The sequence below is a fragment of the Candidatus Pelagibacter sp. HIMB1506 genome (assembly GCF_052047935.1).
Lineage (GTDB): Bacteria > Pseudomonadota > Alphaproteobacteria > Pelagibacterales > Pelagibacteraceae > Pelagibacter.
This window is the reverse complement of the sequence record NZ_JBNAIS010000001.1, coordinates 121,407-136,532: the sequence shown is the minus strand read 5'-3', so window position 1 is coordinate 136,532 and position 15,126 is coordinate 121,407. Positions and strand designations below refer to the sequence as shown.

Below are 15,126 nucleotides of genomic sequence, written 5' to 3'. Positions count from 1 at the left end.
CTTGATGACCACTGGAACTAATGCTTCTGGAACTTTTTACTCTTACATAAAAAAAGACCAAGAAATTCCAATTGTATTTGTTCATGGTGTAGGTTTAACCCACGAGATTTGGAAACCTCAATTAGATTTTTTTAATGATTATAGTACTCTTGCATATGATATTCTTGGTCATGGAAAATCATCTTTAGATAAGGAAATAATTTCGTTTGATGACTTTTCGGATCAATTAATTGATTTAATTAACCACCTTAATATAAAAAAAATTCATTTGGTTGGTTTTTCAATAGGTTCTTTGATTGCAAGGAATTTTGCTATCAATCACAGTTCACATTTACAATCACTAACTCTTTTATGCTCAATATATAAAAGAACCGAAGAGCAACAAAAAATTGTAAATCAAAGATTTGAGCAAGCAAAGAAAGATCTTAAATTGTCAAGACAAGCTCTTAAAAGATGGTTTACAGACAAGTATATTGAAAACCATCCAAGTATTTATGATAAAATTAGCTCTATTTTAGCAGCTAATAATATGGAGCATTTTCTTAAAGTTTATGAGCTGTTTGTAAAACATCAAAATGATGAGGATTTTAATAAAATTCAAAATCACACTTTAGTTATGACTGGAGAATATGACATAGGCTCTACAGTTAAAATGTCTCAAGAATTAAATGCTTTAATACCAAAAAGCCAATTAAAGATAATCAAGGATGGAAAACATCTTTGTGGTATTGAGTGTGCCGATGATGTAAATTCATCTCTAAACAATTTTATCAAAGAAAATGAGTAAACTTAAAAAATATCAAATGTATATTGATGGACAGTGGGTCGATGCTGAAAACAATAAAACATTTAAAACTTTAAACCCTGAAAATAATGAACCTTGGGCAATTGTTCCAGAAGCAAGTGCTAAAGATACTGATAAAGCAATTAAAGCTGCGCAAAAAGCTTTTGAAGGTGAATGGCCTAAATTACTTCCTAAGGAAAGAGCAAAATTTTTAAGAGCTATTGGGGATCAGTTAAGAGAAAATGCAGAGATGCTTGGGGAAATAGAAACAATAGATACAGGAAAATTGTTTAGAGAAACAAAAAAACAAGCAATCTATATTGCAGAATACTATGATTACTACGCAGGTTTAGCTGATAAAGTTGAGGGTACAGTTTTGCCAATTGATAAACCAAATATTCAAGCAATAACCACTAGAATACCAATAGGTGTGGTGGCAGCCATTATCCCTTGGAACTCTCAAATGTTTTTAACTGCTACTAAATTGGCCCCAGCACTTGCAATGGGAAATACTGTTGTAATTAAATCATCAGAACTAGCACCGGCGGTATTATTTGAATTTGCCAAATTAATTGAAAAAACTGGGATACCCAAAGGAGTAGTAAATGTCATAACTGGATTTGGAGACCCATGTGGAAAAACTTTAACAACGCATGATTTAGTTGAAAAAATTGCTTTCACAGGTGGACCAGAAACCGCAAGACATATAATTAAAAATTCAGCAGAAAATCTTTCTGAAGTGAGTCTAGAACTTGGAGGAAAAAGTCCAGTGGCTGTTTTTGATGATGCCGAGCAAGAAAATGCAATTAATGGAATTACAGCAGGAATTTTTGGAGCAAGTGGTCAAAGTTGTATAGCTGGTTCAAGACTTTATATTCAAAAAGGTATCTATGCCGAATTTTTAAACAAACTTTCTGAAAGAGCTTCTAAAATAAAAATAGGAGCACCTATGGATCCTGAAACTGAAATGGGCCCTTTAAGTAATTTTAAACAATTAGAAACAATAGAAAAAAATATTAAAGATACTATTGATCAAGGTGGAAAAATTAAATGTGGTGGTGAGAGACATTCTTTTTCAAATAAAGGTTATTACTTTCCACCAACTATAATTGAATGTGATAATCATAATTTACCTGTTGCAGAAAATGAATTATTTGGACCTGTTTTATCTGTAATGAAATTTGATACTGAAGAAGAGGTTATCACAAAAATGAATGACAATCAGTATGGATTATCCTCTGGAGTATATACCAGCAATTTATCTAGAGGTATGAGAGTATCAAAAGCAATTAGAGCTGGAATAACATTTGTTAATACTTACAGATTAATTTCACCGTCAGCTCCATTTGGAGGTATCAAGGATAGTGGATACGGTAAAGAGGCAGGAATTGACTCAATTAAAGATTATACAAGAGTAAAAACAACTTGGTTCTACACATCAGATGAACCATCTTTAGACCCGTTCTCTATTAGATAATAGTTTAAAATAAGCCAATTTTGTCATTGAATATTCAGACTATTCATACTTAAATTAGATTTTATAAATTGTTAACAATAATGAGGAAGATAATGAGAAAACTATTTATCGCTGCATTTATGTTTGTATCAAGCTTTGGTTCAAATGTAATGGCAGACGGACATTCGATCAAAATGGGAATCATTTTAGGATTTACAGGTCCTATTGAATCTCTTACTCCAGCTATGGCTGCATCTGCAGAGCTTGCATTTAAAGAAGCTTCAGATTCAGGTTCATTACTTGGTGGAAAAAAAATTGAAGCAATGAGAGCAGACTCAACTTGTGTTGACTCAGCAGCAGCAACAGCAGCAGCTGAAGGTTTAATTTCAGGTGGTGTAGCTGCAATTATGGGAGCTGACTGTTCAGGTGTAACAGGTGCTATTGCAACAAATGTTGCTGTACCAAACGGTGTAGTAATGATTTCACCTTCAGCAACTTCTCCAGGATTAACTACTCTAGATGATAATGGGTATTTCTTTAGAACTGCTCCATCAGATGCTAGAGGTGGTCAAATCTTAGCTGACATTACTAAAGACAGAAAAGTAAAAAGCGTTGCAATCACTTATACTAACAATGACTATGGAAAAGGTTTAGCTGATGTTTACAAAGCAGCAGTTGAAGCTCATGGTATTAAAGTTACAACTGTAACTGCTCATGAAGATGGTAAAGCAGATTACTCGTCAGAAGTAGCAACTCTAGCTTCTGCTGGTGGTGATGCTGTAGCAGTTATTGGTTATCTTGACCAAGGAGGAAAAGGAATTATTCAGGCTTCTTTAGACTCTGGTGCATTTGATACTTTCGTTTTATCAGATGGTATGATTGGTCAATCATTAGTTGATGCATTCGGAAAAGACCTAAGCAAATCATTTGGATCTCTGCCAGGTTCTACTGGTAAAGGTGCTGGTGTATTTGCAGAAGTTGCAAAAGCTGGTGGTATAGATTCATCTGGTCCTTACACTGGAGAGTCTTATGATGCAGCTGCTTTAATCGTTCTTGCAATGCAAGCGGGTAATTCTGCTGACAGAGCATCTATTGCAAAAAATGTAATGGATGTTGCTAACGCTCCTGGTACTAAAATCTACCCAGGTGAATTAAAGAAAGGTTTAGACTTACTAGCAAAAGGTAAAAAGATAAATTACGAAGGTGCTACTGGAGTATCTTTTACTAGTGTTGGTGAAGCTGAAGGTTCTTTCTTAGAACAAGAAGTTAAAAGCGGAAAATTCAAAACTAAAAAACAAAGATAATTTAAATCTTATTTTAAAAAGCCCTGGTAAATTAGTTTGCTGGGGCTTTTTTTATATCTGCTCTTAAAATTACAAATAAAATAATTATCAAAAAAGGAATACACATAAAATTTACTATTTTCCAACTCAACAATGAAATTAAAATTCCTGCTGATAAACTTCCAATTGCTGTAGCAGAAAAAACTATTAGATCATTAAATCCTTGGGCTTTAAATTTTTCTTGCTCATTGTAGGCGGTTACTAACAAGCTAGTTCCTGAGATATATAGAAAATTCCATCCTATACCTAAAAATATCAATGAGACAAAATAATTTATAAAAGTCGGTTCAAATAAACTTAATGATATTGTCAAAGCATAAAAAAATACTCCCATGTACATTATATTTGAAAAACCAAATCTCTTTATTAGATTACCTGTGAACAATGATGGAAGAAACATTCCAAGTACGTGAAATTGGATAACCAATCCAACTTTGTCTACACTTAATTTATGGACATAATGCATACTAATTGGAGTAGCTGTCATTAAAAATGCCATAACCACATAACCAAAAGTAGCAGCTACCATTGCTTGTAAAAATTTTGGATCAGAAACAAATTCTTTGTAAGTTCTAACATTGGAATATGTTGAATTATTTTTATTAGTAATTTTTGAATTTTTATAAAAACTTAAAAAAATTGCAGGCATTATAGTAAGACATGCTAATGCGATATACGATCCAACATAAACATGATCACTAATTAAATCTTTTGTTTTATTTGCTAAAGTAATTCCTATAAATGCAGAGACAATTCCAGCTAACAAAAGCATAGAAACTGCCTTGGGTGCTTTGTCTTTTTCAACTGTTTCAGCTGCGGCAAATCTATACTGATGAATGAAAGCCATTCCAGTACCAAGTAAAAAACAAGAAAATGAAAATATTATGAAGCTATTAATAAAGATTGAGTAAGCAGCAAGTAAACAAGCTAAAGAGCTACCTATAGATGCCAAAACAAAACCTAAACGTCTGCCAATAATTGACATAACTTTTGCAGCAAAAATAGTAGAGATTGCTATACCAACTACATAAATTGAAGGAGGAAAAGTAGCTAGTGATTTAATAGTTGAAAGCTGACTTCCGATTATTCCACTTAAAAAAACTGTTACATTGGCTGCTGTGAAACCAAAAACCTGACTTGAAATAAGTAGAGAAAGATTTCTGTTCATTAAAACATATACTTGTCAGCCATATACATAGCCCAAGCAATAGCAGCACCTAAAATAATATATTTCATGTTTAATTATTTTATTTCTATTTTTTCTGGAAGTATACCTTTAGGTCGGTACCTCATTATGAATAACAAACCTAAACCCATCAATAAAAATCTAAAATAAGGAACACTTTCAATAAGATGAGCTTTGATAGCATTTGTTTCAGGAATACCTGCTGTAAAGAAGTTAATTAAAAACATTGAAATTGGTGCTGCTTCGATCCATAAAAACCATACAACAAAGCCACCTAAAATTGCACCAAAGTTGTTTCCACTTCCTCCAACAATTACCATTACCCAAATTAAGAATGTATATCTCATTGGTCTATAACTTCCTGGTGTAAATAATCCATCCTGAGTTACTAGCATTGCTCCTGCAATTCCAACAATTGCTGAACCTAAAATAAATATTAGCAAATGTTGTTTCACAACATTTTTACCCATAGCATTTGCTGCCTCTTCATTATCTCTTATTGCTCTCATCATTCTTCCCCATGGAGAATAAAGAGCTTTCTGAGTAAGAATTAAAAGTATTATAACAACAACTAAAAACAAACCTGAGTAGCATAGTTTAACAAATATTGAAGAACCTTCGATTACAAATTGATTTAACGCTGCTTGTCTTTCGGATAAATCAGTAATTAGATCTAACTTACTAGATTTAAACTTTTCTACTAAATTTATAAACCAATCAGTGGTCTGCAGATCGACCTCATATGGAGCTGGCCTCTTTAAGCCAATAACATTTTTAACACCTCTAGTTAACCAGTCCTCATGCTTTATTATTGCTATTACAATTTCTGAAATCAATAGTGTTGCAATTGCTAGATAATCAGCTCTCAAACCTAAAGCAACTTTTCCAACTATAAAGGCTAAACCTCCAGCAAATAATGCGCCTACGATCCAGGAGAAAATGATAGGTAAACCAAACCCACCGAGAAAACCAGTAGTTGCAGGATTTACAGCTTCAATTTTTTCAATACCTGGTTCTGCTGTAACTCTGATAATTATGATAGCTGCAATAATTAGAGCTGCAATACTGTAAGTTCTTAATTTTGATTTTTCAAAATTTTTCAAAATAAATCTGATAACTAAAACCATTACAATGATGAGCCATAAGCACATTAAAATATCAAATCCACCAGCTCTCCATGCTTCTTGAACTGGATCAACTGAAATTATTACTGCAGCAAGCCCCCCTAAAGCAGTGTATCCCATTATTCCAAAATTAATTAAACCAGCATAACCCCATTGTATGTTTGCACCCATTGTCATGACTGCTGAAATTAAGCAAAGATTAAATATTGATAATGCAATATTCCATGATTGAAAAATTCCAACTAATAGAATTAGAACCATCATAATACTGTATGCTGCAATAACGTTTAGATTTTTTCTCACAATACTTTCCCTTTGAATATCCCTGATGGTCTATAAATTAATACAATCACCAAGATTGAAAATGAAACTGCAAATTTGTAATCGGTAGAAAGTAATTGAACTAAGCCTTCTGGCTCCATACTTTCAGGTAATATGTACATAAAAAATTTTTTATATGCATATGTTAATAAAATTTCTGAAAAAGCAATCACATAACCACCTAAAAATGCACCGAAAGGATTTCCAATTCCTCCAACGATTGCTGCAGCAAAAATAGGAAGCATATTATTAAAGTAAGTGAAAGGTTTAAAACTTTTATCTAAACCATACAAAGCTCCTCCAATAGTGGCTAAAATTCCTGCAATTACCCAAGTTACCAATACTATTTTCTTAGGGTCTATTCCTGAAAGCAAAGCAAGATCTTCATTATCAGAGTAAGCTTTCATGCTTTTTCCTGTTTTAGTTTTATTTAAAAACCAAAATAATAAAGAGACTAAAACTATTGTAACAAAAATAGTAATGACCTGAGTAGATTTAAGGGCAAGTCCTTCGTTTAAACCTGTCATATCTTTAAATTCTCTAGCCTTGATAATAAATTTTTCTCCATCAAAAAACCTTCTATCTCCTGGACCTATTATAATTCTAACAAATGCTTGAGTTACAAACATCACACCGATACTAACCATAGCAAACTGAACTGGCGGACTTTTTTGAGTTCTGTAATACTTAAAAACAAATTTATCAATTGTAAGCATGTATAAGATCATAAAAAAAATACCAAATGGAAGTGCAATTAATGCTGTAGGAAGAACTCCAAGAGAAATACCTAAAGATTGAAAATACCAAGTGAATAAAATTGTCATCATGGTTCCAAATGACATCATGTCTCCAGTTGCAAAATTAGCAAATCTTAGAATTCCATAAATTAAAGTAACAAAAATTGCACCCAAAGCTAATTGAGAACCATAAGTAAGTCCTGGAATAAAAATATAATTTAGTAAAAGAATTATTGCATTAATAAAATCCATACTATCCTCCTAAGAAAGAGCTTCTTACTCTTGGATCGTTCAATAATTCTTTACCAGTCCCTGAATAACGATTTTCTCCAGTAACTAATACATAGCCTCTATCAGAAATATTTAATGCTTGTTTAGCATTTTGCTCTACCATTAAAATAGCAACATTAGTTCTCTTTACTTTAACGATATGATCAAACAATTCATCCATAACAATTGGAGATACCCCTGCAGTCGGTTCATCGAGCATTAGTACTGTAGGTTTAATCATCAACGCTCTTCCAAGTGCAACTTGTTGTCTTTGACCACCAGACAATTCACCTACCATTTGGTTTCTTTTTTCTCTTAGGATTGGAAATAATTCATAAATCTCCTCAATAATATTTTTTATCTCAGAGTTTACTAAAAATGCCCCCATTTCTAAATTTTCCTCAACTGTCATTCCAGCAAAAACATTTTTGGTTTGAGGAACAAATGAAATTCCTTGTTTAACCCGATCTTGTGGAGAAAGTTTAGAAATATCCTTACCATCAATTTTAACTGATCCAGATTTTAAATTTAATAAACCTAACATTGCTTTCATAGCTGTAGATTTTCCAGCTCCATTAGGTCCTAGAATAGAAACAATTTCTCCTTTGTTTACTTCAACAGAACAAGAATTAATTATATCTGGTCCATTTCCATAACCTCCAGTCATCTCTATTCCCTCAAAATATGCCATTAAACTTCATCCTTTAATTTTGATCCTCTACCAAGATAACTTTCTATTACCTTTTCATCTTTTTTAGCTTCCTCAACTGTACCTTCAAACAAAACTGAGCCTTCAGCCATAACAATTACAGGATCACACAATCTCCCTATAAAATCCATATCATGCTCAATCATACAAAAAGTATAACCTTTTTCTTTATTTAGCTTTTCGATTGCAGTGCCGAGATCTTTTAATAAAGTTCTATTTACCCCTGCCCCTACTTCATCCAATAATACTAATTTTGCATCAACCATCATGGTTCTTCCAAGCTCTAACAATTTTTTTTGTCCTCCAGAAAGATTACCGGCAAGCTCATTCGACAAATGCCCTAGATTTAAGAATTCAACTACTTCTTTTGCTTTTTCTTTAACTTCTGCTTCCTCTTTTGCAACTAAACCTGGCTTAAATAATGCTGACATTAGCTTTTCACCTGATTGATTTCCTGGGACCATCATTAAGTTTTCCAAAACAGATAAATTTGAAAACTCATGTGCTATTTGAAAAGTTCTAAGTAAACCTTTTGAGAATAATTCATAAGATGGAACATCTGTGATATTTTCTTCATCAAAGATTACAGTCCCACTTGAAGATTTTAAATTTCCAGCAATTAAATTAAATAAAGTTGTTTTACCAGATCCATTTGGACCAATTATTCCTGTGATAGTTCCTCTTTTAACTTTAATAGAACAATCAGAAACCGCCGCAAGTCCTCCAAAGTACTTTGATAAATTATCTATCTCTAAAATATTTTCAGACATTTATTTATCTAATCTTTTGTAAATACTATTTAAAGTTTTCTCTAATGATTTATAAAAACCAGCTTTTGTTAATTCATTGACACCTTGTTCATTTAATCCTTTAGGTGTTTGAGACTCTTTAACCAACTCTCTTAAGTTTTCTTTAGAATTTATAACCGCATCTTCTGACAAGGCTAAAAACAAAGAAGTTATATATTTTTGAGCATTATTTCTTTTTACCCCTTTTTCAACTAACCAATCAGACATCACTCTTTGCATTTCATAAAAAGGTGCCATCATTCCAGAAGTAGACCAAAAGTTTATTGAGGATTTTTCATTTTTGATTTCTACAGTAGTTCCTAAATGATTAAAAAAAGCTTTCACTTTTGAATTTGGAGGACAAATTGGAACTGGTCCTTTCTTTAATGATATTGGTGGCAAAGGAATTGCTCTTACTATTTTTGCTTTTACTTTAATGGCTTTTTTTAACTGTGATAGAGTTATTGTAGATATAAAGCTAACAATTGTTTGATTAGACTTAAATTTTAAATCTTTAATTATCTTCTCTCCCACTGTAGGTGTAATAGATAAAAATACCCAAGTAGATTGATCAACAATTTGTTGATTATCTTTCGCAATAACTATTTTTTTAAACTTTTTTTTTAAATTTTTGGCAATCTGTTTATTCCTTGGAGAAATTATTATTTTTTTAAATTTAAGATTAGATTTACATATTCCAGTTATTACTGAAGATGCAATTTTACCCGTACCAATAAAACCTAAAATCATAATATTTTGGTTACTTTATATTGATTATATTGAATTAATTAACAAAAAAAGAACCTCTAATTCGCAACAATTCTCTACTTAATTCTTTATTTTCTTTGAAAGGTTTTCTTCCATGAAGCCAAAAATAATTATTTGCAATTATAGAGCAACCAACCGGTAACTTTGTAATTACTTTATTTTCACTTCCTTCCAGAGCATCAGATAATCTTTGTAAAAAATTACCCTGTTCCATGTTTTTTGGTTCAGGAAATTGGTCAATATATGAAATATGTGGTCTTCCTTTGTTATCTGAAGAAAAAACTGGATGCTCAACTTTATAGTCTACATTTTTACTCTTAGGTGAACTCCAAAGAAAATCTTGTTTACCCACAGGATCATTTGATAATTCTTTGCAATGTTCCCAATCATCTAAATGCAACATAGCAGTTTCTCCACCTTCTACGTTTTCTTCTTCTAACTTTGTCATAATTAACCAATCAGTAATTTCTTTAACATAAGTTCCATCTGTATGAAGATCCATATTTCTATAAGCTTTTCTTAAATAAGAGTCACTCGCATCTTCGTGTTTGACATGAAAACGAGCATAGTATTTGCCTGCCATTGAGTCATGGTTAGGATTACCAATTAGATAAGCAATAGCAGTTGATAATTTTACTAAAAATTTATCATTAATTTTTGGTGAAATATTTTTTGGTCCAATTATAAAACAACCGGTTGAACGATCTCTAATTATTGAGTTCATTAGTTTACTAAGTTTATTTTCTGTCAAATCATCTAAACTTTTTGCTATGGTAAACCTTGTAAAAGGCTTCAGATCTAAAGCTGTTAAGTCAAATTTATTAAATGGAAAAACTAGTTTCTTAATAATTTCATCGGTAAATTTAATATTCAAAATTCTTTTTGATTTCTCATGTTCTTGAATTTCTAGACCAGGTATTTTTTCCATAACAAAACCTTAAGTTAACTTATTTAATAAATCAATTTTATTTAGAAATAATTAACTAATATTGCCATACTTATTGCAGAGAAAATTGTAGGATAAACATAATTTTTTTTTGAAATAAAAAAAACAGTTAGGGATAATACAACAATAACAAATCTCACTAAGTAGCTTGAGTCATCCATTACACCGACTGGAAAAATTATTGTTCTTGCAATTAGAGCTGCTAAAGTTGCATAAGCTAAACAGTTGAACCATTTAAATATCTTAGAAGTTTCTTTTATACCCTCTGAGCTTACTGCTCCAAGAAATCTTGATAAAAAAGTTGCAAGGGATGTCACCAAAATTGCTAAAACGATACTAGTTGACACTTTTTTCTCCTATTAAATAAGCAATAGTGCCACCAAATAGTCCACCTAATAAAATAGACCATTCAGGAGAAAAAAAATAAAAAACAGGTCCCAAAATAATTCCAAGTAAAACTGATAAAGTGATCTGTCTTGTTTTTGATGCTCCTACCATCATGCATAAAAAATAAACAGGATTTAAAATCGCTAAACCCATCATCATTTCCTTGTTTAAATATTCTGAAAAATAAAAACCTATCAAAGTACCAATTACAGCAACGCTCCAAGTGGCGCTTCCAATCCCTATCCAATAATCAATTCTATATTTTTCTGGAATAGTCTTATAATTACTCTTCATAATCAACCAAGCTGATACAGCTATGAAATGACATGAAAAATAATATTTCCACTTTGGTTGATCCTCATGCATCATTAATGGAAACAAAGAAACAGCCATTGGGTATAAACGAGCATTAACAAACCAAACTGCTAAAAAAATATTTAATAAAGAAGCACCAACCAATAATGACTCTGCCATAACTAGAGATCCTGGTAAAGCGTAAGTCAGCATAGTAGAAAAAACGCTTTCTTGAATGTTAAAGCCAAGATTTTTTAAAAGAGCTCCTATAGCAATAAAGCAACAACCTAATGCTATTGCCGGACTATCGTGTGCTAGTATTGATTTATAGCCTTTAAAAAAGAAATCTTTATTTATCATTAGCCACCAAGGAATAGTCTACCAACATCAGGGTTTTGCAATAACTCATCCCCTTTGCCAGCAATTGCAGTTTGTCCAGATACCAATACATATCCAATGTCTGCAAACTCTAATCCTTTTTTGGCATTTTGTTCAACTAATATAATAGTTTTCTTTTCATTTTGCTGAAGATCTCTCAAAATTTCAAAAACCATATCAATATATCTTGGTTCTAAACCAATTGATGGCTCATCAACCAACAATACTGATGGCTTCATAACTAATGCTCTAGAAATTTCTAATAACCTTCTTTCACCACCAGATAAAACTTTAGCAGGCTGATTTCTTCTATTCCTCAATCTCTCATATTTTTCTAAAATTCTTTCAGCTTCTTCAAAAGACTCTTCAGTTTTATCTTTAATATATCCACCCATTAATAAGTTTTCTTCAACTGTCATATCTGGGAATACTGAATTGTCTTGCAAGATATATGCAATTCCAACTGATTTTAATTTTTCAGCTGGCGTAAGATTTGTAATTTCTTTTCCTTCTATTTCAATTTGACCAGAGAAGATATTTGTAAATCCATAGATTGAGTGAAGAATTGTAGATTTACCAGCTCCGTTTGGTCCTATCAAGCATAGAGATTGTGCTTTGTTCACAAATAAATCAAAATTATGTAAAATTTCCATTTTACCATACCCAGCATTTAAATTCTTAATTGTCAGATGTATTTCATCTGGAGACAATTTTTTTAAATCTTCTGGAGTTGGAGCTTTTCCTAAAACTTCATATTGATTTGACATTATTGGGCTCCTAGGTATGCATCGATAACACGCTTATCGTTTTTAATTTCATCTGGTGAGCCATTTGCTAACATTTTACCGTGAGCTAAACAAAATATATTCTCCGCTAATTGCATGATCACTCTCATATTGTGTTCAATAACCAAGAGTGTGATACCAAAATCTTGATTTACTTTTATTAATCTATCTATAATTCCATTGATTAAAGTTGGATTAATTCCTGCTGTTGGTTCATCTAGTAAAAGCATTTCTGGTTCATTCATTAATGCCATGGCAAGCTCTAAAAGTTTTTGTTGTCCGAAAGACAAATCTCCTGCTCTAAGTTTTCTCTTCTGATATAAGCCAACAAAATTTAGTAAATTTTCTGCTTTTTCTGTAAGCTCTTGAGGTATTTTTGAAAACAGTTTTAATAAACTTTCATCACTGCCTTTATGGCTAATAAGCATATTATCAATACAGTTTAGTTTTCCATAAATTCTTGTTTGTTGAAATGTTCTTAATAATCCTAACTTTGCTATTACGGGAACGGGAAGTTCAGAAACTTCTTTTCCATTAAATTTAATTGAACCCTGGTCAATTGGATAAGTGCCTACAATTGAATTAAACAAAGTTGTTTTTCCTGATCCATTTGGACCAATCAATCCTACAATTTTACCTTTTTCAACTGACATGGAGATATCAACATTAGCTTTTACTCCTCCAAAAGATTTACTTACATTATTAACTTCTAAAATACTCATTTTATCTCTACCTGAGCCTTTCGATCAGCTTCATCAACTACTTCTCCAAATCTATGAGGATATTTTTCTCTCAACCATCCCATTAATCCCTCAGGGAAATAAATTACAATCACAACAATTAAAACTCCCAAAGCTACATACTGCCAGCCTAGGAAGAATGTCCAAAATCCTTCTTTAAAAATATGAAATATTGTTGCACCGATAACTGGTCCCCAAAGAGTTCCTTTACCACCTAATATTGCCATCAAAACCATGAACACTCCCATTTCTCTTCCATCAAAAGCAACGTCTGTAGAGTCGATATATCCAACTAGTCCGCCCATTATTCCTCCTGCAAGACCACAGAAAAATGCAGAAATCATCCAACCAATAATTTTATATTTCATTGTTGCAATTCCCATAGCTTCAGCCTTGTCTTCATTATCTCTGATTGCATTAAGGATTAATTTAAATCTAGTAGAGTAAATTGCTTTAACTGCAACGAATGTAAGTATCAAAACTAAGAAACTTAAAAAATAGAAGAACTCTCCTCTAGCTTCTAAGCCTCCTACGTTAGGAAAAGGTGGAGTGGTAAAACCTTGCCCTGCTCCAATAATTTCAATTCCTCCAGAAATTTCACCAGCAGCTACTCCTAATCCTAGAGTACAAATAGCAAAGTAGTGACCTCTCAATCCTAAAATTGCATAACCAATTAAACCTGCAACAATAGTTGGAACTACTGCGGCAACAACAAGTCCCATCGCCATACCTTGGAAAAATTGGGTAGGAGTATGTACAAATGTTTTTTCACCACCACTTTCTGTCCATTCTGCTAATGGAAAAAACATTCCAACTTGAACAGAAGCACACAAATACATTCCCAGCCCATAGAACAAAATATTTCCAAATGTATTGTAGCCCATCTCTCCTCCTTGAATATTCCAAGTGGTTGCAAGAACAATTAGAATACAAAGAATAGATAATTGAACTTTAAATGCTGGAAATATAAATGGTGCTGCCAAACCAAATATTAAAATTCCTATATAAAGTATTAAATTATTTTTGTTCATATAGACTATTAATTTTTTCTCTGAAATTTTGATCAACTTTAAAATAATGACCATCTTCATCATGTACACTTGAGCCTGATGAATGATATTCATCTAAGTGTTTTTTAAATTTATCTATGTCAACTTCAACCGATTGACCTTGATTATCATTAATTTTAACTTTCCTCATTTTAAGTACTCTCTTTTTCTTGAAAGTTTAAATCTTCGATAAACTAAAATTAAAACTAGTAATAAAAATACTGATCCAATTCTAAATTCTGTTCCTAAAATATAATCTGCAAATTCCTCAAAAACTCCTAATCCCATTCCTGACATAGCGACACCTGGTAAGTTTCCTAAACCAGCAACAATAACAATCATAAAAGATCTAATCGTATAAGGTAAGCCCATATAAGGATGAATAGTGAATGTTATAGAGATTAAAGCTCCAGCTACACCACATAAAGCAGCATTAATTCCAAAAGTTGCTGCATATACTTTTTCAGTATCTACACCTAAAATTTTTGCAGCACGTGCGTTTTGAGCAGTTGCTCTAATTGCTCGTCCAAGCTTAGATTTTTTCATATAAATCACTAAACAAACTGCAAATAAAATACTGATAAATGCTGAAAATATTTTTGAATTAGGAAGAACAACATTATTATCAAACAACATTGTTGTACCGTAATGAGAGTTTGCGAGCACAACATCTGCACCAAATGCAAAGTTCATTAATTGCATGAATAAAATACTTATTCCAAAGGTAGCTAAAATTGAGATGAATAAGTCTCTATCAACTACTTTATTTATAACCAGTTTATAGATCGCAATACCTACGAAATACATTATGATTGGAGCAACAATTACTCCCCATGCTGGATGAATACCGTAAAGATACATAAAGTATGCAATGTATCCTCCTAAAATAACAAGATCTCCTTGAGCAATATTAATTATATTCATAACACCCCACTGAAGTGCCATTCCATATGCAATCAATGCGAACAATACTCCTAAAAGAATGCCATCCAAGCAAGCTTGAACAGTTATCATTGGGTATTGAAATACAAGAAAATCCATAAAATATTTTTTGGTTTATA

The 15,126-nt window shown here is 32.0% G+C and carries 17 protein-coding genes; 3 read left to right on the top strand and 14 right to left on the bottom strand.

Going from position 1 to position 15,126, the window contains the following annotated elements:
* Positions 1-4: 4 nt before the first annotated feature.
* The 3 genes from ACTTA8_RS00715 to ACTTA8_RS00705 all read left to right on the top strand — a co-directional run bounded on the left by ACTTA8_RS00715 (position 5) and on the right by ACTTA8_RS00705 (position 3,544).
* Positions 5-787, top strand: coding sequence for an alpha/beta fold hydrolase (locus ACTTA8_RS00715; protein WP_440653790.1), 783 nt, complete (start codon positions 5-7; stop codon positions 785-787).
* Entirely contained in the window at positions 780-2,261 is a 1,482-nt protein-coding gene (locus ACTTA8_RS00710) for an aldehyde dehydrogenase (RefSeq protein WP_440653789.1), read from the top strand. The genes ACTTA8_RS00715 and ACTTA8_RS00710 overlap by 8 nt, the downstream gene beginning before the upstream one ends.
* Positions 2,262-2,353: 92 nt before the next feature.
* A complete protein-coding gene (locus tag ACTTA8_RS00705) occupies positions 2,354-3,544 on the top strand; it encodes an ABC transporter substrate-binding protein (protein WP_440653787.1) in 1,191 nt (396 codons plus the stop codon).
* Between the two features lie 31 nt (positions 3,545-3,575).
* Here ACTTA8_RS00705 and ACTTA8_RS00700 read toward each other — a convergent pair whose 3' ends face one another.
* The 14 genes from ACTTA8_RS00700 to ACTTA8_RS00635 all read right to left on the bottom strand — a co-directional run bounded on the left by ACTTA8_RS00700 (position 3,576) and on the right by ACTTA8_RS00635 (position 15,106).
* The gene (locus ACTTA8_RS00700; RefSeq protein WP_440653785.1) at positions 3,576-4,751 is read right to left on the bottom strand and encodes an MFS transporter; all 1,176 of its coding nucleotides are present in this window, start codon (positions 4,749-4,751) and stop codon (positions 3,576-3,578) included.
* 74 nt (positions 4,752-4,825) lie between these two features.
* Positions 4,826-6,157 (bottom strand): branched-chain amino acid ABC transporter permease, encoded by a 1,332-nt coding sequence (locus tag ACTTA8_RS00695; RefSeq protein ID WP_075506298.1) that lies wholly within the window; start codon positions 6,155-6,157, stop codon positions 4,826-4,828.
* A gap of 35 nt (positions 6,158-6,192) precedes the next feature.
* Positions 6,193-7,203 (bottom strand): branched-chain amino acid ABC transporter permease, encoded by a 1,011-nt coding sequence (locus tag ACTTA8_RS00690; RefSeq protein ID WP_440653784.1) that lies wholly within the window; start codon positions 7,201-7,203, stop codon positions 6,193-6,195.
* Between the two features lies 1 nt (position 7,204).
* Positions 7,205-7,912 (bottom strand): ABC transporter ATP-binding protein, encoded by a 708-nt coding sequence (locus tag ACTTA8_RS00685; RefSeq protein WP_262590337.1) that lies wholly within the window; start codon positions 7,910-7,912, stop codon positions 7,205-7,207.
* Positions 7,912-8,700, bottom strand: coding sequence for an ABC transporter ATP-binding protein (locus ACTTA8_RS00680; protein WP_440653783.1), 789 nt, complete (start codon positions 8,698-8,700; stop codon positions 7,912-7,914). Before ACTTA8_RS00680 ends, ACTTA8_RS00685 begins: the two co-directional genes overlap by 1 nt.
* Complete coding sequence (locus ACTTA8_RS00675; protein WP_440653781.1) at positions 8,701-9,468, bottom strand: pyrroline-5-carboxylate reductase; 768 nt, start codon at positions 9,466-9,468, stop codon at positions 8,701-8,703.
* A gap of 34 nt (positions 9,469-9,502) precedes the next feature.
* Positions 9,503-10,414, bottom strand: a complete 912-nt coding sequence (gene glaH, locus ACTTA8_RS00670; protein ID WP_440653779.1) for a glutarate dioxygenase GlaH — start codon at positions 10,412-10,414, stop codon at positions 9,503-9,505.
* Positions 10,415-10,455: 41 nt separating this feature from the next.
* Positions 10,456-10,779: an AzlD domain-containing protein gene (locus ACTTA8_RS00665; protein ID WP_440653777.1), complete on the bottom strand. Its 324-nt coding sequence runs from the start codon at positions 10,777-10,779 to the stop codon at positions 10,456-10,458.
* Entirely contained in the window at positions 10,769-11,473 is a 705-nt protein-coding gene (locus tag ACTTA8_RS00660) for an AzlC family ABC transporter permease (protein WP_440653775.1), read from the bottom strand. The genes ACTTA8_RS00665 and ACTTA8_RS00660 overlap by 11 nt, the downstream gene beginning before the upstream one ends.
* Positions 11,473-12,258 (bottom strand): ABC transporter ATP-binding protein, encoded by a 786-nt coding sequence (locus tag ACTTA8_RS00655; RefSeq protein WP_440614039.1) that lies wholly within the window; start codon positions 12,256-12,258, stop codon positions 11,473-11,475. Before ACTTA8_RS00655 ends, ACTTA8_RS00660 begins: the two co-directional genes overlap by 1 nt.
* Entirely contained in the window at positions 12,258-12,998 is a 741-nt protein-coding gene (locus ACTTA8_RS00650) for an ABC transporter ATP-binding protein (RefSeq protein WP_075506243.1), read from the bottom strand. The genes ACTTA8_RS00655 and ACTTA8_RS00650 overlap by 1 nt, the downstream gene beginning before the upstream one ends.
* Positions 12,995-14,047 (bottom strand): branched-chain amino acid ABC transporter permease, encoded by a 1,053-nt coding sequence (locus tag ACTTA8_RS00645; RefSeq protein WP_440618105.1) that lies wholly within the window; start codon positions 14,045-14,047, stop codon positions 12,995-12,997. The genes ACTTA8_RS00650 and ACTTA8_RS00645 overlap by 4 nt, the downstream gene beginning before the upstream one ends.
* Positions 14,034-14,216, bottom strand: coding sequence for a hypothetical protein (locus tag ACTTA8_RS00640; RefSeq protein ID WP_440653773.1), 183 nt, complete (start codon positions 14,214-14,216; stop codon positions 14,034-14,036). The genes ACTTA8_RS00645 and ACTTA8_RS00640 overlap by 14 nt, the downstream gene beginning before the upstream one ends.
* Positions 14,213-15,106 (bottom strand): branched-chain amino acid ABC transporter permease, encoded by an 894-nt coding sequence (locus ACTTA8_RS00635; protein WP_075506246.1) that lies wholly within the window; start codon positions 15,104-15,106, stop codon positions 14,213-14,215. The genes ACTTA8_RS00640 and ACTTA8_RS00635 overlap by 4 nt, the downstream gene beginning before the upstream one ends.
* Between the last annotated feature and the right edge of the window lie 20 nt (positions 15,107-15,126).